The 21,067-nt window shown below is 62.1% G+C and carries 18 protein-coding genes and 1 pseudogene; 11 read left to right on the top strand and 8 right to left on the bottom strand.

All coding sequences use genetic code 11. From position 1 onward, the window contains the following. Positions 1-447: a DUF1810 domain-containing protein gene (locus GO014_RS14350; protein WP_157291003.1), complete on the bottom strand. Its 447-nt coding sequence runs from the start codon at positions 445-447 to the stop codon at positions 1-3. Between the two features lie 175 nt (positions 448-622). Between GO014_RS14350 and GO014_RS14355 the strand changes: the two are divergent. Next, positions 623-1,076 (top strand): annotated as a pseudogene (locus tag GO014_RS14355) (gamma carbonic anhydrase family protein). Between the two features lie 10 nt (positions 1,077-1,086). Here GO014_RS14355 and GO014_RS14360 read toward each other — a convergent pair. Then, a complete protein-coding gene (locus GO014_RS14360) occupies positions 1,087-2,499 on the bottom strand; it encodes a helix-turn-helix domain-containing protein (RefSeq protein ID WP_157291004.1) in 1,413 nt (470 codons plus the stop codon). A gap of 127 nt (positions 2,500-2,626) precedes the next feature. On the opposite strand from GO014_RS14360, the gene GO014_RS14365 reads away from it, so the two are divergent. The 4 genes from GO014_RS14365 to GO014_RS14380 all read left to right on the top strand — a co-directional run bounded on the left by GO014_RS14365 (position 2,627) and on the right by GO014_RS14380 (position 8,987). Continuing rightward, positions 2,627-4,126: an MmgE/PrpD family protein gene (locus GO014_RS14365; RefSeq protein WP_157291005.1), complete on the top strand. Its 1,500-nt coding sequence runs from the start codon at positions 2,627-2,629 to the stop codon at positions 4,124-4,126. A gap of 11 nt (positions 4,127-4,137) precedes the next feature. Beyond that, positions 4,138-5,292 carry a bifunctional 2-methylcitrate synthase/citrate synthase gene (gene prpC / locus GO014_RS14370; RefSeq protein ID WP_157291006.1) on the top strand — a complete coding sequence of 385 codons (1,155 nt, stop codon included), beginning with the start codon at positions 4,138-4,140 and terminating at the stop codon, positions 5,290-5,292. A 5-nt stretch (positions 5,293-5,297) separates the two neighbouring features. Beyond that, positions 5,298-6,200, top strand: coding sequence for a methylisocitrate lyase (prpB, locus tag GO014_RS14375; RefSeq protein WP_157291007.1), 903 nt, complete (start codon positions 5,298-5,300; stop codon positions 6,198-6,200). A 126-nt stretch (positions 6,201-6,326) separates the two neighbouring features. Next, positions 6,327-8,987 (top strand): bifunctional diguanylate cyclase/phosphodiesterase, encoded by a 2,661-nt coding sequence (locus GO014_RS14380; protein WP_246204640.1) that lies wholly within the window; start codon positions 6,327-6,329, stop codon positions 8,985-8,987. A 465-nt stretch (positions 8,988-9,452) separates the two neighbouring features. Here the strand turns inward: GO014_RS14380 and GO014_RS14385 are convergent, their stop codons facing one another. Continuing rightward, positions 9,453-10,178, bottom strand: coding sequence for an SIMPL domain-containing protein (locus tag GO014_RS14385; protein ID WP_157291008.1), 726 nt, complete (start codon positions 10,176-10,178; stop codon positions 9,453-9,455). 82 nt (positions 10,179-10,260) lie between these two features. Between GO014_RS14385 and GO014_RS14390 the strand changes: the two genes are divergently transcribed. Then, positions 10,261-11,298 (top strand): Gfo/Idh/MocA family protein, encoded by a 1,038-nt coding sequence (locus GO014_RS14390; protein ID WP_157291009.1) that lies wholly within the window; start codon positions 10,261-10,263, stop codon positions 11,296-11,298. A gap of 81 nt (positions 11,299-11,379) precedes the next feature. On the opposite strand, the gene GO014_RS14395 is transcribed toward GO014_RS14390, so the two are convergent. The 4 genes from GO014_RS14395 to GO014_RS14410 form a co-directional block, all read right to left on the bottom strand. Further along, positions 11,380-13,020 carry an ABC transporter ATP-binding protein gene (locus GO014_RS14395; protein WP_157291010.1) on the bottom strand — a complete coding sequence of 547 codons (1,641 nt, stop codon included), beginning with the start codon at positions 13,018-13,020 and terminating at the stop codon, positions 11,380-11,382. After that, the gene (locus GO014_RS14400; RefSeq protein ID WP_165836761.1) at positions 13,020-13,979 is read right to left on the bottom strand and encodes an ABC transporter permease; all 960 of its coding nucleotides are present in this window, start codon (positions 13,977-13,979) and stop codon (positions 13,020-13,022) included. The genes GO014_RS14395 and GO014_RS14400 overlap by 1 nt, the downstream gene beginning before the upstream one ends. 3 nt (positions 13,980-13,982) lie before the next feature. Then, positions 13,983-14,963 (bottom strand): ABC transporter permease, encoded by a 981-nt coding sequence (locus GO014_RS14405; protein ID WP_104892353.1) that lies wholly within the window; start codon positions 14,961-14,963, stop codon positions 13,983-13,985. Between the two features lie 72 nt (positions 14,964-15,035). Then, positions 15,036-16,616: an ABC transporter substrate-binding protein gene (locus GO014_RS14410; protein WP_157291011.1), complete on the bottom strand. Its 1,581-nt coding sequence runs from the start codon at positions 16,614-16,616 to the stop codon at positions 15,036-15,038. Between the two features lie 227 nt (positions 16,617-16,843). Between GO014_RS14410 and GO014_RS14415 the strand changes: the two genes are divergently transcribed. From GO014_RS14415 to GO014_RS14430, 4 genes are all read left to right on the top strand, one after another. Next, complete coding sequence (locus GO014_RS14415; RefSeq protein WP_157291012.1) at positions 16,844-17,236, top strand: VOC family protein; 393 nt, start codon at positions 16,844-16,846, stop codon at positions 17,234-17,236. A 92-nt stretch (positions 17,237-17,328) separates the two neighbouring features. Then, positions 17,329-17,745, top strand: a complete 417-nt coding sequence (locus GO014_RS14420; RefSeq protein WP_179952981.1) for a hypothetical protein — start codon at positions 17,329-17,331, stop codon at positions 17,743-17,745. After that, positions 17,742-18,680: an aldo/keto reductase gene (locus GO014_RS14425; RefSeq protein ID WP_157291014.1), complete on the top strand. Its 939-nt coding sequence runs from the start codon at positions 17,742-17,744 to the stop codon at positions 18,678-18,680. Before GO014_RS14420 ends, GO014_RS14425 begins: the two co-directional genes overlap by 4 nt. A 221-nt stretch (positions 18,681-18,901) precedes the next feature. Beyond that, positions 18,902-20,089, top strand: a complete 1,188-nt coding sequence (locus GO014_RS14430) for an ROK family transcriptional regulator (protein WP_157291015.1) — start codon at positions 18,902-18,904, stop codon at positions 20,087-20,089. Here GO014_RS14430 and GO014_RS14435 read toward each other — a convergent pair. Beyond that, positions 20,080-20,394: an HU family DNA-binding protein gene (locus GO014_RS14435; protein ID WP_207785206.1), complete on the bottom strand. Its 315-nt coding sequence runs from the start codon at positions 20,392-20,394 to the stop codon at positions 20,080-20,082. The genes GO014_RS14430 and GO014_RS14435 overlap by 10 nt on opposite strands. 194 nt (positions 20,395-20,588) lie before the next feature. Between GO014_RS14435 and rirA the strand changes: the two genes are divergently transcribed. Further along, positions 20,589-21,044, top strand: a complete 456-nt coding sequence (rirA, locus tag GO014_RS14440) for an iron-responsive transcriptional regulator RirA (RefSeq protein WP_116587952.1) — start codon at positions 20,589-20,591, stop codon at positions 21,042-21,044. Positions 21,045-21,067 lie beyond the last annotated feature (23 nt).

A 21,067-nucleotide genomic window follows, 5' to 3' on the forward strand; every position in this document is an offset into this window, starting at 1 on the left:
TCAGGCGTCCAGCAGCGCCACGGTCCGTGCATCCTCATGACCATTGTTGAAGGCGCTGAGCGCGGCGCGGAACAGGCGTTGTTCGGGTTGCGCGCGGGCAAACAGGGTCATCGAGGAGATGAACTTCTTGTCATCGGGCGCGCCGAAAATCGTGTTGAGGTCGCGTGGCGCCACGCCCTCGGGGGCATGGAGAAGGACGGCCTCGGTGCATTCGACCAGCCGCGCGCCCAGGATCGGATGTTGGGCATAGGCAGCGGCCTCGTCAGTGCCGTGGAGGGCATAGCGCCGGGCCATGTCGCTTGATCCCAGTCCGGCCATCTGGGGGAAGATGAACCACATCCAGTGTGTACGCTTCCGGCCCGCCCGCAATTCGTGCAGCGCTTCAGGATAGATCTGGTCTTGCGCCGCCAGGAATTTCGCGATCATGGCCCCATGTGTCTCACTCATAATTGCCGCCTCCTATCGTCCAGTGCCAGTGCAGTCTAAGCCCAATATTGCGCGGGCCAAACAGCGGCCGATTTTTGGGGCCCGCCCAGCCCGGCGCCCGTCGACACAGCAATCTTGCTCAAATGGTTGCCGGGGCGTCCTGTCCCCGCTGGCGTCGCGCCGGGGATGATGAGAGATGCCAATTTATGCGCTTAATGGCGTTTGGCCCAGAATCGACGAACAGGCTGGCTGGATCGCACCAACTGCGGTCCTGGTGGGCGATCGGCACCGATATGGGCATCTGGTTCGGCGTGGCGGCGCGGGGCGATATCGAGCCGATCACTATTGGCTCCCGCTCCAATGTGCAGGAGAATTGTGTCTTGCACACCGAAAGCGGCTTCCCCGTCACCATCGGCGCGATCATCGGGAAGAACTGCCTGATCGGGGCTAAAGTGCTAGTGATCGAGGGCAAGTTGACCCCCGACAATTCATTGGTCATGGGCGCCCCGGCCAAGGTGGTGCGCGAAATCGATGACGATGGCGTGGCCGCCCTGTCCGCCTCTGCCGAGCGCTATGTAAATAACGCCAAGCGTTTTGCTGCGGGTATCAAGCCGGTCTCCGGCCATGATCCGGCTTTCGAACCGGCATAGGGATCAGAACTCACCCGATCTCGTAGGGCACCACGCTGCGTCTATCGGTCGGCACAGAAATGCCCGCCGCCATGGGCGGCACTGAGCGTTGCGGGCAATTGCGGCGCTCGCAGATGCGGCAGGAGACACCGATGGGATCGAACGGGGCTCTGGCCAGGTCCAGATCGTCGGCATAGACCAGTTTGCCTGCATGGGTGATTTCGCAGCCCAGCGCATAGGCATAGCGCCGGGTGACGCCGCGATAGCCGCCAAGACGTTTTTCGTGGCTCCAGGCCAGACAGAGATATTGCTTGCCGTCCGGGGTTTCGGCCAATTGCCTGATGATCTGTCCATGCGCCTCAAAGGCGCGATGCACATTCCACAACGGGCAGGCGCCGCCGAAGCGGGCAAATTGCAGGGCGGTGGCCGAATGGCGCTTGGTAATGGTGCCCGCCGCATCGACCCGGGCAAAAAAGAACGGCACGCCGCGCTCGCGCGCCCTTTGCATGGTCGAAAGGCGATGCGCCACCTGTTCGAGGCTCGCCCCGAAGACGCGCGCCAGCTCCTCGATGTCGAAGCGGAAATCGGCTGCTGCGTCGAGAAAGGCACGATAGGGCATCTGCACCGCCCCGGCGAAATAATTGCTGAGGCCCATGCGAGCAATGGGCCGTGCCTCCGGGGCCTGAAAATTGGCTGCATCCAGCAGACTTTCGAGCAGGCTGGCCTGTTCCAGCCCGCACAGCACCGTGGCGATCTGGAAGAACTGGCTGGAGGGTTCGAGATGGGCATTGACCCAGAGCTCACGGCTGTTGCGGTCAAACTCGGTCATGCGGTCACCATGGGCCGGGGCGGCCAGCACGACACGCATATTATGCATCTCGGCGCAGTGCAGGATCAACCGGCGCAGCCGGTCCGGGCCAATCTCGCCCAAGGACTCGGCCAGGCTTTCGCCGGCGCGGTCGAGCGCGTCGATGTAATTATCGGCGTAATGGAAGAAGTCGCGCACTTCCTCATAGGCGGTCTGCACATTGGATTGCGGATCGCGCGCCAGCGCCGCATCCATTCCGGCCAGCGTCTCATTGGTCTTGCGATAGGCACCATAAAGCGCCAGCACGGCGCGCGCCATGTCCGGCGCACTGGTGGCGACAGACTTGAGTTCCTGCAGATTGGGCACGGCGTCGCCAAACACCGGATCGGCCAGCGCTTCGCGCAGATCGACCACCAGGCGATCCGAAGCGTCCGAGGTCAGGCTGGACAGATCGAGATTGAAGCTTTCCGCCAGCGCTACCATCACCGAGGCAGTCAGCGGCCGCTGGTTGGATTCGAGTTGGTTGACATAGGATGCCGAGATGTCGAGCCGCGTCGCCAGCTCGGCCTGGGTCAGGCGATGCTTGGCGCGCAGGGCCCGCAACCGGGCGCCGGCAAAGACCTTTTTCGGGGCCAATCTTCACAACTCCACAACATTGCAAACCTTGCTTTGTGTGATTGTAGCAGGCTTGCCTTTTCCTGTCTTGGGCTCGACCCATTCTGCCTATATGGTCCGGCACAAAATTGCCGAACGGAGAGCAGCCATGAAAATCCACGACGTGCGCACCTACAAGTCCGCCGAGCCCCTGCCGCGCGAGGACCAGCTCGCCTGGAAGCTGGCCGCTGTCGCCACTGATCCGGTGCCGGTCGAGGATGATGTCGTGGAAATGATCGGCAACCGCATCATCGACAATGCTGCCGTTGCCGCCGCCTCCATCGCACGTGGACCGATCCGCTCGGCCCGTGCGCAGGCGCTGGGTCACAAGTCGGAACGCGGCGCCCCCATCTTCGGCCTGGCCGACGACACCCTGGTGTCGCCCGAATGGGCCGCCTGGGCCAATGGCGTGGCGGTGCGCGAACTGGATTTCCACGATACCTTCCTGGCCGCCGACTACAGCCATCCGGGCGACAATATCCCGCCCATCCTGGCCGTTGCCCAGACCAAGGGGCTGGATGGCGCGGCACTGGTACGGGGGCTTGCCGCCGGCTATGAGATCCAGGTCGATCTGGTCAAGGGCATCTGCCTACACGAACACAAGATTGACCATATCGCCCATCTTGGCCCCTCGGCCGCCGGTGGCATTGGTGCCCTGCTCGGCCTCTCCACCGAGATCACCTATCAAGCAATCCAGCAGGCATTGCACACCACGACCACCACGCGCCAGTCCCGCAAGGGCGAGATCTCGACCTGGAAGGCCTACGCGCCCGCCTTTGCCGGCAAGATGGCCATCGAGGCGGTCGACCGCGCGATGCGTGGCGAGGGCGCGCCCTCCCCGGCCTATGAGGGCGAAGACGGCTTCATTGCTTACCTGCTTTCTGGCCCCAAGGCGCTCTACCATGTGCCGCTGCCGGAACAGGGTGAGCCCAAGCGCGCGATCCTGGACACCTATACCAAGGAATATTCGGCTGAGTATCAGAGCCAGGCGCTGATCGACCTGGCTCGCCGTATGGGCCCGAAAATCGGCGACCTGACCAAAATCAAGTCGATCCTGATCAAGACCAGCCATCACACCCATTATGTGATCGGCACCGGCGCCAATGACCCGCAGAAGATGGACCCCAAGGCGAGCCGCGAAACGCTCGATCACTCCATCATGTATATCTTTGCCGTGGCGCTCGAAGATGGCGGCTGGCACCATGTGAAGAGCTATGCTCCCGAGCGCGCCCAGCGCCCGGAAACCGTTGCGCTCTGGCACAAGATCACCACCGAGGAAGACCCGATCTGGACCCAGCGCTACCACGCCAAGGGCGAGGACATGGCCTATGGCGGCCAGGTGATCGTCACCATGGAAGACGGCTCGGTCATCACCGACGAACTGGGCGTGGCCGATGCGCACCCCAATGGCGCCCGCCCCTTCAGGCGTGCCAATTACATCGAGAAGTTCCGCACCCTGTGCGAAGGCATTGTCTCAAGGGAAGAGCAGGACCGGTTCCTTGATCTGGTCGAACGCCTGCCCACCCTCAGTGCCGCCGAGGTCAAGGCCCTCAATTTCGTGGTTTCCCCGGACCAGCTTGGACCGGAAGCCCCCGCGGGGATTTTCTAAAGGAGGCGGAAATGACCGAAGCACCAGGCTTCAAACCCAAGAAATCCGTTGCCCTCTCGGGCGTCACGGCCGGCAATACGGCGCTCTGCACCGTGGGACGTACCGGCAATGACCTGCATTATCGCGGCTATGACATTCTCGACCTGGCCGAAACCAGCGAGTTCGAAGAGGTCGCGCACCTGCTGGTGCATGGCAACCTGCCGACGCAGGCACAACTGACCGCCTATAAGGCGCGGCTGAAATCCATGCGCGGCCTGCCCCGGGCGGTCCGCGCCGCGCTCGAGGCCCTGCCCGCGGCCGCCCATCCGATGGATGTGATGCGCACTGGCGTGTCCGTGCTCGGCTGCACCCTGCCCGAAAGTCACGACCACAATGCCGCCGATGCGCGCGCCATTGCCGACCGGCTGATGGCCTCGCTCGGGTCCATGCTGCTCTATTGGTATCATTTTGCCCATAATGGCCGCCGCATCGAAGTCGAAACCGACGATGACAGCATTGGCGGGCATTTCCTGACGCTGCTGCATGGCCAGACGCCGGAGGCGGACTGGGTGCGCGCCATGCACACCTCGCTCATCCTTTATGCCGAGCATGAGTTCAACGCCTCCACCTTTGCCGCCCGCGTCATTGCCGGCACCGGGTCGGACATGTATTCGGCCATTGCCGGGGCCATCGGCGCCCTGCGCGGTCCCAAGCATGGCGGCGCCAATGAGGTCGCCTTCCAGATCCAGGAGCGCTACGCCTCTCCCGACGAGGCGGAGGCCGATATCCGCGAGCGTGTCGCCAACAAGGAAGTCATCATCGGCTTCGGCCACCCGGTCTATACCGTTTCCGATCCGCGCAATGTGGTCATCAAGCGCGTGGCCAGGAGCCTTGCCGACAAGGCAGGGGCGGGGCGCCAATATGCAATTGCCGAGCGCATCGAAAGCGTGATGATGGACGCCAAGAAGATGTTCCCGAACCTGGATTGGTTCAGTGCCGTCTCCTACAATCTGATGGGCGTGCCCACTGCCATGTTCACCCCGCTCTTTGTCATCGCCCGCACCGCGGGCTGGTCGGCGCATGTGATCGAACAGCGCCAGGATGGCAAGATCATCCGCCCATCAGCCAATTACACCGGGCCCGAAGACCTCGACTTCGTGCCATTGAAGGATCGCAAGGAGGCTTAAGGCCCATGCCCTATCTCGTTTCCGCTGACCTGCCCGCGACCAGCGCCGGCAGCCGTTTTCGCGCCTTGCTAAACCGCCCGCAGATCCTGCAATTGCCCGGCGCCCATAATGGCCATGCCGCCATTCAGGCGAAAAATGCCGGCTTTGAGGGCCTGTATCTCTCCGGGGCCGCCATGACCGCCTCGATGGGCCTGCCCGATCTGGGCGTCATCACCGTGGATGAAGTGGCCTTTTTCATCCGCCAGATCGCCCGCGCCTCGGGGCTTCCCCTGCTGGTGGATGGCGATACCGGCTATGGCGAGGCGCTCAATGTCATGCACATGGTGCGCACCTTCGAAGAGGCAGGCGCCGGCGCGGTGCATCTGGAAGACCAGTTGCTGCCCAAGAAATGCGGGCATCTCAACGACAAGAAGCTGGCCGATGCCCATGACATGGCTGCCAAGGTCGCCGCCGCCGCCAGGGCCCGCCGCGACCTGGTCATCATTGCCCGCACCGATGCAGCAGCGAGCGAAGGGATTGATGGCGCCGTGGCCCGCGCCAAACTCTATATCGAGGCTGGCGCCGATGCGATCTTCCCCGAAGCCTTGACCAGCATCGACATGTTCCGCGATTTCGCCAAGGCGATGCCGGGCGTCAAGCTCCTGGCCAACATGACCGAATTCGGCCGCACGCCCTACCAGACGGCTGCCGAGTTCGAAGCCCTGGGCTACTCCATGGTGATCTGGCCGGTCTCCTCTCTGCGCGTGGCCAACAAGGCGCAGGAAAAGCTCTATGCGGCTATCAAGCGCGACGGCGGCACCAAGGCCATGCTCGAAGAGATGCAGACCCGCCAGGAACTCTATGACGTGATCGGCCTGCACGATTATGAGGCGCTCGACGCCTCGATCATCAAAACCATCGTGCCCTGATCCGCCCGCGTTTGCTCTTGGTTTACCACGCCAGCAACTCGCCGGCGCGGTAAGCACCTCGTCAAGCATCCCCCGTCTAAGGTCCGCTTCTGACACAGAAAGTGTCACAGGGATTCAGGCGGCGGAATGAACGAGGAACGACAAGCCAAGCATCGCGGCGATTGGCGCCGCACCATGGCCGTTCCGGTGCTGCTTGCGCTTGTCGCCATGCTGGTGGCAGCCGTTCTGGTCGACCGGCAGAACCAGCAGATTGCCGAAAGCAATCTGCGTGCCAACGCGCTCAACCAGATCTCGGTGATCCGCGCCAAGCTCGAAGGTCACGTGGCGGGCAATATCCAGCTCGTCAAGGGGCTGGTCGCGGTCATATCAACCGAGCCTGACATGGATCAGGCGCGCTACGCTGCGCTGGTAGACAATATTTTCGAGGAAGGCAGCCAGTTGCGCTCCGTCGCCGCCGCGCCGAACCTGATTATCTCCATGACCTATCCGCTGGCCGGCAATGAAGCCGCGCTCGGGCTCAACTACCGGCATGTGCCAGCACAATGGCCGGCCGTAAGAGAGGTTCTGGAAACCGCCAAGCTCAACATTGCCGGGCCAGTCGACTTGGTGCAGGGCGGCCAGGGTTTTGTCGGCCGCTTCCCGGTGTTTACCGGTCCGGAGGACAATCGGCAGTTCTGGGGCCTGGTCTCCGCCGTTGTGGATGTGCAAAAGCTCTATGCCGATAGTGGCCTGCTCGATCCCGAACTGGGGCTCGACATCTCTATTACTGGCCATGACGGCACCGGACGCGCCGGCAAGCGCTTTTTCGGGCCGGACCTTAGCGAGGCCGACCCGGTCACCGCTACCGTCGTGCTGCCTTCAGGCAGCTGGGCAATCGCGGCCGCGCCCAAACAGGGCTGGGGCGCTGATCCGGTCTCCACCTGGTCGCTCCGCGGCTTGATCCTTGCCGCAGGGGCCCTGATCCTGTTCCCGATCGTGGTGACCGGCCGCATGATCCGCGAACGCCATGAGCATATTCACGAACTGGGCGTGCGAGAGAGCGAGCTGGCGCGCCTGACCCGGCGGCTCAACCTGGCCCTTGCCGCCTCCAAGGTCGGTGTCTGGGAGCTGGACTTGTCCACCAACAGCGAGGACTGGGACGAGCGCAACAACGAGATTTTTGGCCTGCCTGCCGACGGCGCCCCCCGTAGCCATGACCACTGGAAACAGGCCGTGCACCCGGACGACCGCGAGCGCGCCCAAGCCGACTTCCGTGCACAGATCGCCTCGGGCTATTACGAGACCGATTATCGCGTGCTGCTGCCCGATGGCACACTACGCTATGTGCGCTCGGCGGGGGCACTGCACCACGAGCCGGGCCAGCCGGACAAGGTCATCGGTGTCAATTGGGACGTCACTCAGGATGTCAGGCTCAATGACGATCTTCGACGTGCCAAGCAACAGGCCGAGACGCGCAGCAACGATCTGGAAGCGGCCCGCATTCGCATCGAACACAATGCCCTGCATGACAGTCTGACCGGTCTGCCCAACCGGCGCTATCTCGACGACGTCCTCAAAAAGCACGCGGCCGACGGTTTTCATGGCTGCGGGTCAATCGCCTTGCTTCATATTGACCTGGATCGCTTCAAGCAGATCAACGACACGCTCGGCCATGCGGCAGGCGACGCCATGCTGATCCATGCCAGCAAGGTGTTGCGTTCCAATTGCCGTGAGACCGATTTCGTCGCCCGCATCGGCGGGGACGAATTCGTCATCGTTTCAAGCGCCGGTCCAAGCGATGCGCATCTGCACCTGATGGCCGATCGCATCGTGCGCGAAATGCGCCGCCCCGCCCAGCATGACGGACATGAAGTGCGTTTCGGGGTCAGTATTGGGGTGGCCGTGTCCCGATCGGCGCATATCAAGGTCGAGCAATTGCTGGTGAACGCGGACATTGCTCTTTATCGCGCCAAGGCGCTGGGCCGGAACCGCCATGAATTCTTCACGGAGGCACTGCAGGCCGAGGTGGTTCACACCAAGCGCCTGGCCGACGAGATCCTCAATGGCTTGGATAACGACGCCTTCTTCGCCTTCTATCAGCCCCAGTTCGACGCTCAGACGCTGGAGCTGATTGGGGTGGAGGCGCTGGCCCGCTGGCAGCATGTCGATGGGACAATCAAGACGCCCGACCATTTCATGGATGTGGCCGAAGAACTCAATGTCGTCGCCCAGATCGACAAGCTGATCCTGGATAAGGCGCTGGCCGATCTGGCCCGCTGGGATGCGAAGGGCTTCAACGTGCCGCGCGTCTCGGTCAATGTTTCGCTCCGGCGCCTGCATGACGAAGGGCTGGTGGAAAGTCTGCGCGCCCTGCCGCTGCAGCCGGGGCGCCTCGCCTTTGAACTGGTCGAGTCGATCTATCTTGATGAAAGCGACGGAGTGGTCGCCTGGAATATCGACCAGATCAAGGAATTGGGCATTGATGTCGAGATCGACGATTTCGGCACCGGCTATGCCTCAATCGTTTCCCTGCAGAAACTGCATCCGCGCCGCCTCAAAATCGACCGGCAATTGATCAATCCAATCCTGCATGAACCGGCCCAGCGCCAGCTTGTAGCCTCTATTGTCGATATCGGAAAATCCATGGATATCGAGATCGTCGCCGAGGGCGTGGAAACCATGGAACACGCCGAAATCCTGCGCGGCCTGGGCTGCGAAGTGCTGCAAGGCTACGCCCTGGCCCGGCCGATGAGCCGCGGCGCCTTGGAGAATTTCCTGCTTGAGAGGCGCCATAAGCTGGTGGGTTGACGCGCCCGCCCTTCATTGGCCCTCATCCTCAGGCACCTTGCACAGCAAGGCCTCGAAGGACGAGGGCGGCCATCGCTGAGCTCAATCAATTTGTTATCCCCGCTTCCAAAACCTCCACCATAATCCTCCCATCTCTCCCGCTATGGGCGGACTGCAGCGAACAGTTGCGGGAGGAACCGGTGAGACTGGATTCGCTCCAGGGCTCGCCTGCCGGTCGGGTCACCTTGCGACGAGCGATCAATAGGGGCCACGACGGCAGGAGAAACCCGCTTCGATCTGTCCCGACAGGGCAAATCTCTCCGGTGGAGAGATTTGAAGTGAGAAGGCCATGAGCGCTACGCGCGAATGGCTGGGGCGGCGACGTCTCTATTTAATTAGTTTTACTGAGACGCACGTGCCTCGGGATACGCTCTATTCGTCACAACCGCAGGCGCAAGCGTCGGGCGGCAAAGGGTGTTGGAAATGTCAGTCGACCAGGAAGTAAGTGATGGTGGTGACCACGCGCACCTTCTTGTCGATCTGTTTCTCCGGCCGGTCATTGGGAATCTCGACGGCGGGCAGGATTTCGAACACGCCCTGATTGGCGGTCTGGATATCGCCCACCTGCGCCCCGGATTCGGCGGCGAACTGCTCGGCGGTTTCTTTGGCGCGCTGGGTGGCTTCGGTCAGCATTTCGCCCTTGAGGTCGTTGATGCCGGTAAACACGAAGCTGGCCCCGGCACTATAGGCATCGGAGGAGAATACCACGCCCTGGCGCAAGAGATCGGCGACCGAACGGCTCGCCTCGGCCAGATCCTGCACCCGGTCGGTCGTGACCAGCAAGTCCTCGGTCAGGACGAAGCGGTATTCGTCATTCATGGCGTTGGCGTTGTATCCTGCCGCCCGGTCTTCAACGAGCACGTTCTGGACCTGGATTTCAGTCTCGGCAAAGCCGCGCTCGGACAGGAATTCGCGTACCGAGGCCTCGGCGTCTTCAAGGCTGGCCCGCGCCGCCTGCAGGGTCGGGCCGGTGGCGACGAAGCGAATGGGCCAGAAGCCCAGATTGGCTTCAACGGCGCGTTCGCTCAGCCCCTTGACGGTCACCACACGCAACGGCTGACGGCTTTCCACCAGCGATGTACCGACAAACCAGCCGGCCAGCGCAATTCCGGCCGCTACGAAAAGTGCAGCAACAATTCCAACGATTCTCATGATAGGTCCCTCTATCAATGTCCCGGACGGGAGATGAGCGCCGCGATCATGGCGCGACCAAGGCATAAAAGGAGGCGGCTGAATGGCACATGAACACAGGAATTTCGGACTTGGCGTGGTCGGCGCCGGCATGGGCGCGAAGCCGCATGCCCTGGCACTCAATGCCCTCAAGGATCGCATTTCGGTGCGGGGCGTCTACCGACGAAACCGGGAGCAGCTCGACCAGTTCTGCCGCGAGTACGACCTGCCGGCCGCTGCAAGCTATGAAGCGCTGCTGGAGGATCCCAGCGTTGACGCGATCTTGGTGCTCACCACGCCCAACGCGCGCGAAGAGCTCGTGGCTGCGGCCTGCAAGGCGGGCAAGCATGTGCTGATGGAAAAGCCGGTGGAGCGTTCGACCGAAGCGGCAGAGCGCATCGTTGCCACCTGCGACAAGGCCGGGGTGACGCTGGGCGTCATCTTCCAGCACCGGTTCCGCGCAGCCTCGCAGGCGCTGGCCCAAAAGGTCGCCAGCGGCGAATTGGGCACGTTGCAGGCGGCGCAGCTGGTTGTGCCCTGGTGGCGTCCGCAGCAGGGCTATTACGACCAGCCCGGGCGCGGCACCTTCGCCCAGGACGGGGGTGGGGTGCTGATCACCCAGGCAATTCATTCGCTCGACCTGATGCTCAGCCTGACCGGTCCGGCCAAGGCCGTCACCGCCATGACGGCGACCACCGGGCTGCACAGAATCGAGACCGAGGACTTCGTGGCCGGAGGTGTCGAGTTCGTCAATGGCGCGGTGGGCGGGCTGATCGCTACCACCGCCAATTTTCCTGGTGGCCCGGAAAGCCTGACGCTCAATTTCGACAAGGCCAGTGCGACGCTGACCAGGGGCGTTCTGACCTTGAACTGGCTCGATGGCCGAACCGAAACGGTCGGGGAAGAGGCCAGCACCTCGGGCGGCGGCGCCGACCCCATGGCCTTCCCCTTCCAGTGGCACCAGGCGCAGATCGCTGACTTTGCCGAGGCGGTACAGGCGGGGCGGCAGCCGGTTTCGACAGGTCACACCGCGCTCAACGTGCACCGGCTGATTGATGCGTTGATCCGCTCGGGCAAAGAGGGGAAACGGGTGGAGGTTTAGCCTGGAGGCCCCCTCACCCGCCGCTACGCGGCGACCTCTCCCCCAGAGGGAGAGGTGAAGTGGTGAGGGGGCCTTGTTTAGCTATGCCACCCGGGAAATATCCGGCACGGCGTCGAGCAGCATTTTGGTGTAGTCGGCCTGCGGATTGTCGAAGATCGCGTCCGTCGGTCCCTTTTCGACCAGAACGCCATTATGCAGCACCCCGACCGCGCTCGACATCTGGCGCACCACCGCCAGGTTGTGGCTGATGAGCAGATAGGTCAGGCCGAACTCGTCCTGCAGTTCCTGCATCAGGTCGAGCACCTGGGCCTGCACCGAAACGTCGAGCGCCGAGGTGGGCTCATCGCAGACGATGAATTCGGGCTGGCTGGATAGCGCCCGGGCAATGGCGATGCGCTGGCGCTGGCCGCCGGAAAACTCGTGCGGGAACTTCCGCATGACCGAAGGATCCAGCCGCACCCGGGTCAGCAGTTCGGCCACGCGGTGGTCGACCTCGGTGCGGTTGCGGGCAATGCCCAGGGTCCGCATCGGTTCGGCGACGATGTCGGCCACCCGCCAGCGTGGATTGAGGCTGGCATAGGGGTCCTGGAAAATCATCTGCACCCGCTTGCGGCGCTCTTTATGCCCGGCCCCTCCAGCCCAGATATCATGGCCGTCGACCGTGATTTGCCCCGAGGAGGGACGCAACAGACCGACAATCATCTTGGCGCAGGTGGATTTGCCCGATCCGCTTTCGCCCACCAGCCCGAAGGTCTTGCCTTTTTCGATGGCGAAGCTGACATCGTTGACGGCGCGGAACATCTCGACCTTACCGGGCAGGAGCTTGAGAAAGCCACCGCCGCCGATCTCGAAATCACGCACCAGATGCTTGACCTGTACATAGGCGCCATCGTCATTGGCGGCCTCTTCCGGGGTCACATCACCAGCCTGGCGCTGGATGGTCGGGATCGAGTTGATCAGCTTGATCGTATAGGGCTCCTGCGGGCGGCGAATGATGTCGCCCACCGTGCCGGTTTCGACCACCGTGCCCTGATGCATCACCACCATGCGGTCGGCCGTCTGGGCAATGACACCCATGTCGTGGGTGATCAGCATGACCGCGGCACCGTGATTGGCGCAGAGCTTCTTGAGCACCTTGATGATCTGGGCCTGCACCGACACGTCGAGTGCCGAGGTCGGTTCGTCGGCAATGATCAGTTCCGGTTCTGCCGCGATGGCCAGTGCGATGACGACGCGCTGGCGCATGCCGCCCGAGAACTGGTGCGGATAGCTCTCCATGCGCTCGGCCGCCTTGGGAATGCCGGCCTCGGTCAGCAGATCGATGGCCTTCTGGCGCGCCTCGGCCTCACTGAGCGGCAGATGCGTGCGGATGGTTTCGATCAGCTGCTCGCCGATGGTGTAGAGCGGGTTGAGGCTGGTGAGCGGGTCCTGGAAGACCATGCCGATGCGCCTGCCGCGCAGCTTGGCCTTGGCTTCTTCGGGCAGATTGTCGATGCGCTCGCCCTTGAGGCGGATTTCGCCGGACGCGATATGGCCGGGCGGTTCGATCAGGCCAATGACGGCCGAGCCGGTCATGGACTTGCCGGCGCCAGATTCACCCACCACGCCGACCACTTCGCCGGGCATGATATCGAAGCTGACCCCATTGACCGCGCGGAACACGTCATTGCGGAAGGGGAATTCGACCACAAGGTCCTTGATGGAGAGTACTGGCTCGGTCATCAGCGCAACTTCGGGTTGAGGGCGTCACGCAGCCAGTCACCCAACAGGTTGACCGACAGGGCGAGCAGAACAAGGGTGACCGCAGGAAACAGCAGGATCCACCATTCGCCGGAGAACAGGAATTGCTGACCAATGCGGATCAGCGTCCCGAGCGAGGGCTGGGTGGGCGGCACGCCGACACCGAGATAGGAGAGCGTGGCTTCCTCGATAATGGCCAGCGCCAGCCCGATGGTGCCAATGACCAGAACCGGGCCCATGACATTGGGCAGCACATGGCGCAGCAGGATGATGAAGGGGTTCACCCCCAGGATGCGGGCGGCGGATACATAATCCTTCTGCCGCTCGACCATGGTGGCGCCGCGCACGGTGCGGGCGAACTGGGCCCAGTTCGCCAGGCCGATGGCCAGGATCAGCACCCAGATGGCCGCTCCCTCCTGCTGGTTGGGTGGAATGAGGCCGCGGGCGACGCCGAAAATCAGCAACGCAATCAGGATGGCCGGAAAGCTCAGTTGCACATCGGCGACGCGCATGATGACGGCATCCCAGATGCCGCCCAGATAGCCGGCGACCAAGCCCAGGCCGACCCCCATGACCATGGCGAACAGAGTGGCCGAGAAGCCGACAAAGAGCGAAACGCGCGAGCCATACATGATGGTCGAGAGCACATCGCGGCCCTGATTGTCGGTGCCCAGAATGAAGTAGCTCCCGGCAAAGGAGTTCGAATTGGGCGGGGTGAAGCCGTCCATCAGGTTCAACGTGGCCGGATTGAACGGGTTATAGGGGGCTATCCAGGGGGCGAGCACCGCCATCAGGATCAACACCAGCGCCACGATCGAGGCGACGATTGTGACCGGCGAATGCCGGTAGGACCAGACGATGTCGGACTTGAGAAAGGTCCGCCAGCGCGAAGTCTTGGCCGCCACGACGGGCTGCTCGGGGGAATGGGGCAGATCGGTCACCGACTACCTCCCGGATTTGGCGCCGTCGCGCAGGCGCGGATCGACGATGAAATAGAGAATATCAACGATGAGGTTGATGACCACAAAAACCAGCGCCACAAAGACGAGGTAGGCGGCCATCACCGGGACGTCGACGACGGCAACGGAGTTGACGAAGAGCGAGCCCACGCCAGGCCACTGGAACACGGTTTCGGTGATGATGGCGAAGGCGATGACCGACCCCAATTGCAGGCCGGTGATGGTGATGACCGGGACCATGGTGTTCTTGAGGGCATGGCCGAAATTGATCGCCCGCTGGCTCAAGCCACGGGCCTTGGCAAAGCGGATATAGTCAGTGCGCAGCACTTCGAGCATTTCGGCTCGCACCAGCCGCATGATCAGCGTCAGCTGGAACAGCGAGAGGGTAATGGCCGGCAGGATGATCGAGCGCAGCCCGGACTCAGTGAGAAAACCGGTGCGCCACCAGCCCAGATCCACCACCTCGCCGCGCCCGAAGGAAGGCAGGACCTTGAGTTCGACCGCGAAGACATAGATCAGACCAATACCGATCAGGAAGGTGGGCAAGGATACCCCGATCAGCGAGGCGGTCATGATGACGCCCGTGGAAAAGGCGCGAGGCCGGAGGGCAGTGTAGATACCCAGAACAACGCCGAGCACCAGGGCGATGCTGGCCGAGGCGAAGGCCAGTTCTATGGTCGCCGGCAGGCGCTCCATGATGAGCTGGCTCACCGGCTGCTGCAGCCGGTAGGAGATGCCGAACTGTCCCTGCAGGGCATTGCCGACAAAGCTGAAGAACTGGATGTAGAAGGGCTCGTTGAGCCCCAGGCGCTCACGCAGCGCCGCATGGTCAGCCAGTGTCGAATCCTGGCCCAGCATGGAGCTGACCGGATCGCCGACATAACGGAAGACCATGAAGGCGATGAAAGCCACCGCAAGCATGACGATAACGGACTGAAACAGCCGTCGCGCAATGAAGGCCAGCATACTGGGCCCCCCATAACTGAGAACCGCCGCGCGGGGTTCGACTCCGCGCGGCGGTTCAGGATTGCAGGACGCTTACTCGGCGAACACGACAGTGGTCATGTTGGGCTGGTTTTCCGGGTGCACCGGCAGAGTGATATCCTCGCGCATGGCGTAGGCCAGCGTCTGGTTATGCACCGGCAGGAGCACGCGGTCGGCCTTCACCACTTCCCAGATTTCCGCAATGGTCGCATCGCGTGCATCAAGGTCGGTTTCGGTGCCGAGCGAGATGATCTTTTCGTCCAGCTCGGGATTGGAGTAGCCACCGACATTATAGGTGCCGTGGGTGTCGGTCTTGGTGTGCACCAGATCGTTGAAGATATAGGCGCTATCGAAGGTCGGAACGCCCCAGCCAAGCAGGTAGAAGTCAGTTTCATCGCCCAGGATGATCGGGCTGTGCTCAGCAATCGGGCGCGACGCCAGCGTCACATCGATACCGATCTGGCCCAGCATGCCGACATAGGCGGTGGAGATTGCTTCGTCATTGACATAGCGGTTATTCGGCGTGTCCAGGGTCACAGAGAACCCATCGGGATAGCCGGCTTCAGCCAGCAGTTCCTTGGCGCGTTCCACATCGGGGGCGGGATACTGGTCGAGTTCCTCGGTCCAGCCATTGACGAAGGGCGGGGTTGCCACGCCGGTCGGAATGGAGTTGCCACGCATCACCACCTGCTGGATGGCGTCGCGATCCAGCGCCAGTTCCATGGCTTCGCGCACCAGCGGATTGTCGAACGGGTTGCTGTCGGTGATGTTGGAGGAGCGCAGCGGCTCGTCACCAAAGCGATAGCCGAAATAGATCACGCGGTTTTCAGGACCGGTTTCGACCTTGAAGCCGGCCGAATTCTGCAGGCGCTCAATATCCTGTACGGGGACGTCCTGAACGATATCAACGTCGCCCGAGAGAAGGGCAGCAATGCGGGTGGCATTGTCGGCGATCGGCAGGTAGACGATCTCGGTCACGGCGGGCGCTTCGCCCCACCAGCCATCGAAGACGGACAGCACAGAGCGGACGTCAACCTCGCGCGAGGTCAGCATATAGGGGCCGGTGCCATTGGTGTTGAGAACGGCATAGTTGGATTCGCCGGCGGCAAAATCCTGGACTTCCTCGACATTGTTGGTCTCGGACCAGGTCTTGTCCATGATGAAGGTGTTGGTGACGTTGTTCGGGTAAAGCGGGCTCGGGCCGACCATCTGCACCTCGACGGTGTAGTCGTCCACGGCGCGCACTTCTGCCACTTCGGCGTGAAGCTGCTTGAGATTGGAGCCTTCCGAGCGGGCGCGGTCGAGCGAAAACACCACGTCCTCGGCGGTGAAGTCGGCGCCGTCGTGGAACTTGACGCCTTCGCGCAGCTTGAACACCCAAACGGTCGGATCATCTTCCTTGACATACCATTCGGTCGCCAGGCGCGGGATCAGCGTGCCTTCGGTGTCGCGCCACATCAGGGTTTCATAGATGTGATGGGCGAAGGTATGCGTGACGCCCTGGTTCTGCGAATGCGGATCCAGCGTGAGCGAATCGGACGAACGCGCCCAGCGGACCGTCTCGGCCTGGGCAACACCGGCGAGCATCGTCGAGGCGATCAGGACCGCCGCGATGCGGGTCAGTGAAGTGTGCATGAATAGTCTCCCGTTCCTTAAATACGCCATCTCAATGGTTGCCCAAAGGTGGCTTGGGCGACACCAAAGCGTAGATTTGACAGGAGCGCAACGGGAATCGTTGACCGTTTGGTCAATGCTATCGCCGGTATATTGGCAATCCACAGAAATGGACGGTTCCTGACCAATCCGTTCGGCTGCGCAAGGAAGTCCTTGACCCCTGCCCCGGCGCGACTTCATCTGCGGGCATGAAGCAATCCATTGCTACCATTGCCCTGGTCATCGCGGAGTACGAGGAGGCGGTTGCATTCTATCGCGACGCGGTCGGATTCACGCTGGTCGAAGATACGCCGCTGGCACCCGGCAAGCGCTGGGTGGTGTTGGCGCCTCCGGGTAGAGACGGCGCGCGCCTGTTGCTGGCGAAGGCCGATGGTCCGGATCAGCAAGCGGTGATCGGCAAGCAGGCCGGCGGGCGGGTCATGCTGTTTCTGCAAACCGACGATTTTGACCGGGACCACGCCCGCATGCAGGCCAATGGCGTGCATTTTCTCGAGGAACCACGGCGCGAGGCCTATGGCACGGTCGCCGTCTTTGTCGATCTTTACGGAAACAGATGGGACCTCATCGAACCGCGGCGCTAATTGGCCTGACTCTGTTATGCGTGGGCCCGGCCGCCGGACAACAGCCCGGCTGGCACTATTCCCCCTTGCCCGAAGAAGGGGACCGGGCCAGCATGGGCTGTGCACGCGAGAGCAATGCGAATGAATTTGCCTGCCTTGTCGTCCGCTGCGAGGATGACTACGCGGTTGGCTTACATGTCTATACAAGCCGCCCGGCGGGCGATGCCGGCACTTGGGAAATGACCCTGGATCGGGAAACAAGGCTGATCGACACCATTGCGGGCACCTCGCCCTATGGCGCACGACTTGATGATCCGGATGGCTGGTTGTTGGACGGATTGCGTCACGGCACGTTTGTTTATCTACGCCACTATAACGATATGGATAAGGCTTTCGTCTTTATCGACCTCTCCGGATCCTTCCGTTCCATCGCCGAGGCCCTGCATTGGTGTGCGCCACGCGTGCCGCCAGGCGAACAAATCGGATCGCCAGACGTTGGCCCGCCACAGAACAATGGAGAAGCACAATGAACCGTCGCCCCCTTGGCCGCAGTGAACTGGTGATCGAACCTCTGGTGCTGGGTGGTAATGTGTTTGGCTGGACGGTCGATGAAGCACGAGGCTTTGACATACTCGATGCCTATGTCGGCGCAGGCTTTTCCGCCATCGACACCGCCGAAGGCTATCCCAATTGGGTGCCGGGCAACCCTCCTGGCATGAGCGAGACGATCATCGGGAAATGGCTGAAGGCACGGGGCAATCGGGACGAGGTGCATATTTTCACCAAGGTCAATTCGGGCAGGAAGCCGGGCGGGCTGAAGCCCGACTCGATTAAGGCGAGCATCGAAGCCTCTCTCAATCGGCTGCAGACCGATTATGTCGATCTCTACTTCAGCCACTGGCCGGACACCGACTCCAGTCATGAGGAAACGCTGGAGGCTTATGATACGTTGATCCGGGCAGGCAAGGTGCGGGTCATTGGCGCCTCGAACTACAGCGCCATCATGATGCGGGAAGCGCAACAGACCGCCATCGTCAAATCGCTGCAGCGCTACGAAGTGACCCAGCCGCGCTACAATCTCTATGACCGCGCCGAATTCGATGCGCTCCAACCCTATCTCGTCGAGAACGAGGTCGGCTCGATTGTCTATTACAGCCTCGCCTCGGGCTTTCTTACAGGCAAATATCGCAGCCAGGATGATCTGGGACAGTCAGCCCGAGGCAGCGGCGCCGGACAATATCTCAACGCCAAGGGCTTGAGCATTCTGGGCGCGCTGGATCAGGTTGCCGCCGAATTGGACGCAACGCCCGCCGAGGTGGCCCTGGCTTGGCTGGTGGCTCAACCCGGCGTCAGCGCACCGATTGCCTCGGCCACCTCGGTCGAACAGGTCGAGAGCCTGGCGCGCGGAGTGCGCCTCAAGCTAAGCGCGGAAGCAGAAAGCCTGCTGAACGACAGCGGGCGGTGAACGGCGAACGAGCCGCCCCGAGCAAAACAGCATAAGCGCTACAAATTGGGCACTAGAAAATTGAACAGCGCGGGAGACTTGACGACAGATGACGATTACTGGCATTGCGAGGTGAAGTTATCGCAAAGCTGCGGAGCGATACTCAGCCGGGCCGGGCCTGAACCAGAATACACTAGCTATTGGCCGCAGGCTCGTCTTGTCCCGGCAGGAGTCCTGTCAAAATGTCTTCAGATTTGGAGCCGACGCGCGACGTGTTTGTTGCCGGCCGGCGGGGTGTTCGGCACACTGGCGTTCGGCGTGCCAATGAAAAGACCGTGCTCACGGTCGTCGCCTTTAATTCCGGCGCCTCGAACGCCGAGATTTCGCGCCTGTCAGGCCTGGCGCCGCAGACGGTTTCAGCCATCCTGATCGATCTTGAGCGGGAGGGGCTCATCGTACGCGGCCCGGTCTTGCGGGGCCGGCGCGGACAACCCGCCACGCCGATCCTGCTGCATGAGAATGGGGGCTTTGCAATCGGCGTGGAGATCGGCTGGCGCCATCTTGATGTCGTGCTGATCAACATGCATGCCGCCATTCTGCAGCACCATCATGAAGACCATGCCTATCCCGACGCCGCCTCGGTGTTCGACCGTATCGGCGGCGTGATCGAGGCGTTCCGCCGTACCTTGCCGCAGCCCCATCGGTCGCGGCTGCTTGACATCGGCCTAGCCATGCCCGGTTCGCTGACCACCGATCTGGACCTGTTCAATGCGCCACCCGAACAGGTGAAGCGGTGGCGGGAGATCGATCCCGTCGCCGAACTGGCGCGGCGCAGCGGGCTCGAGATCACCCAGATCAATGACGGCAATGCCGGATGCTGGGCCGAACTGATTGCGCTGGCGCCGCCGCGACCGGCCAATGTCGTATTTCTGATGGTTTCGCAGTTGCTGCTGGCCGGCATGGTGAGCGATGGGGTGCTGTGGGAAGGCGCGACCGGCCACGCCGTCGATCTGGGCTCTGGCCTTGTCCACGTAAACGGTAGCGCGCCGCAATTGGCGCACCAGGTCGCCTCGCTCTTCGCCCTGCGCGCCCGGCTCGTCGCCGCCGGCTTTACCGAGGCTGAAGGGCCGGTAGCGAACTGGGACCTGGCTGCAATGACACACCAAGTCGAGGCATGGGTTGGCGAGGCGGCACAAGCCCTGGCGCAGGTGGTCCACAATGCCAGCATGATCCTTGAGCATCCGCACGTGGTCCTTGATACCGAGCTGGGCCCTCGGATTGGGGCCAAGTTGGCGGAGCGCCTGCAGGTCGAGATGGGCCGGTTCGAGACACGCGGTTTCAAGCGGCCCCGCGTGGTCAATGGTCAGCATGGCAGGCTGTCTCCTGCCATTGGCGCCGCGGAATTGCCGCTCTACAGGCGCTACTTTTGAACCTTGGTTGCGGCCCGTGCCGGTTCCAGCGCATCACGCAGCCGAGCGCTGGGGATCAGCACGACCGTATGATGCGGCGCAATTCGGTGCTCCTGGCCGGTGCGGGGGTTGCGACCGATTCGCTCGGCGCGGGAGCGCACATCCAACGTTCCAAATCCACTCAACTTGACTGACTCGCCACGCTTGAGGGCATCACCGATCAACTCGAACATGCGTTCGCCGATCTGGACGGCATCGTGACGCGACAGACCCGTCGCGTCGGCGACGCTTTCCCCTAACATGGCTCGGGTGACTGTTTTATCCACTCCAAACCTCCTCGCCCCATTAAATTCATAGGAGGAAGATAAACACCTGTCCAGTGCCGCACACGATCACAAAAAACATGATCTTGCGCTTCAAGATAATTTGACATTTTTTAGAATGGTTATAAGCTAGCGGCCACGTTATTGAGGGCAACCAACCAAGAGAGCGCTCGCGCGACGCAGCAGAAAGGCTTCCAGTGAGACTGACCCGCCAATCCAACTATGCCATCCGTACGCTGGTCTATTGCGCTGTTAATGAGCCGGGTTTGAGCCGGGTGGCCGAGATCGCGCGCGCGTATGGCATATCGGAACTGTTTCTGTTCAAGCTGATCAAGCCGCTGGTGGAAAACGGGCTGCTGCAAACCGTGCGCGGCCGGCATGGCGGAATCAAGCTGGGCAAGCCTGCCCAGGACATTACCCTGCTTGAAACCATCCAACTGACCGAAGAGAATTTCGCGTTGGCGGAATGCTTCGAGGACGGCTCGGACTGCCCCTTGATCGGTGAATGCGATCTCAATGGGGCGCTGCGCGAAGCGCTAGGCGCGTTTTTCGAGGTGTTGAGCCGGCACACCATAGCGGATCTGGCCAGCAAGAAGCGTTCGATCCGCGAAAGGCTGGGTCTGACGGCGGACGAGGCGGTCAACGCTGCCTGATCAAAAATCTGACAACAAAACTC

Origin of the sequence: Devosia marina (genome assembly GCF_009758415.1) — a bacterium.
GTDB classification, from domain to species: Bacteria; Pseudomonadota; Alphaproteobacteria; order Rhizobiales; family Devosiaceae; genus Devosia; species Devosia marina.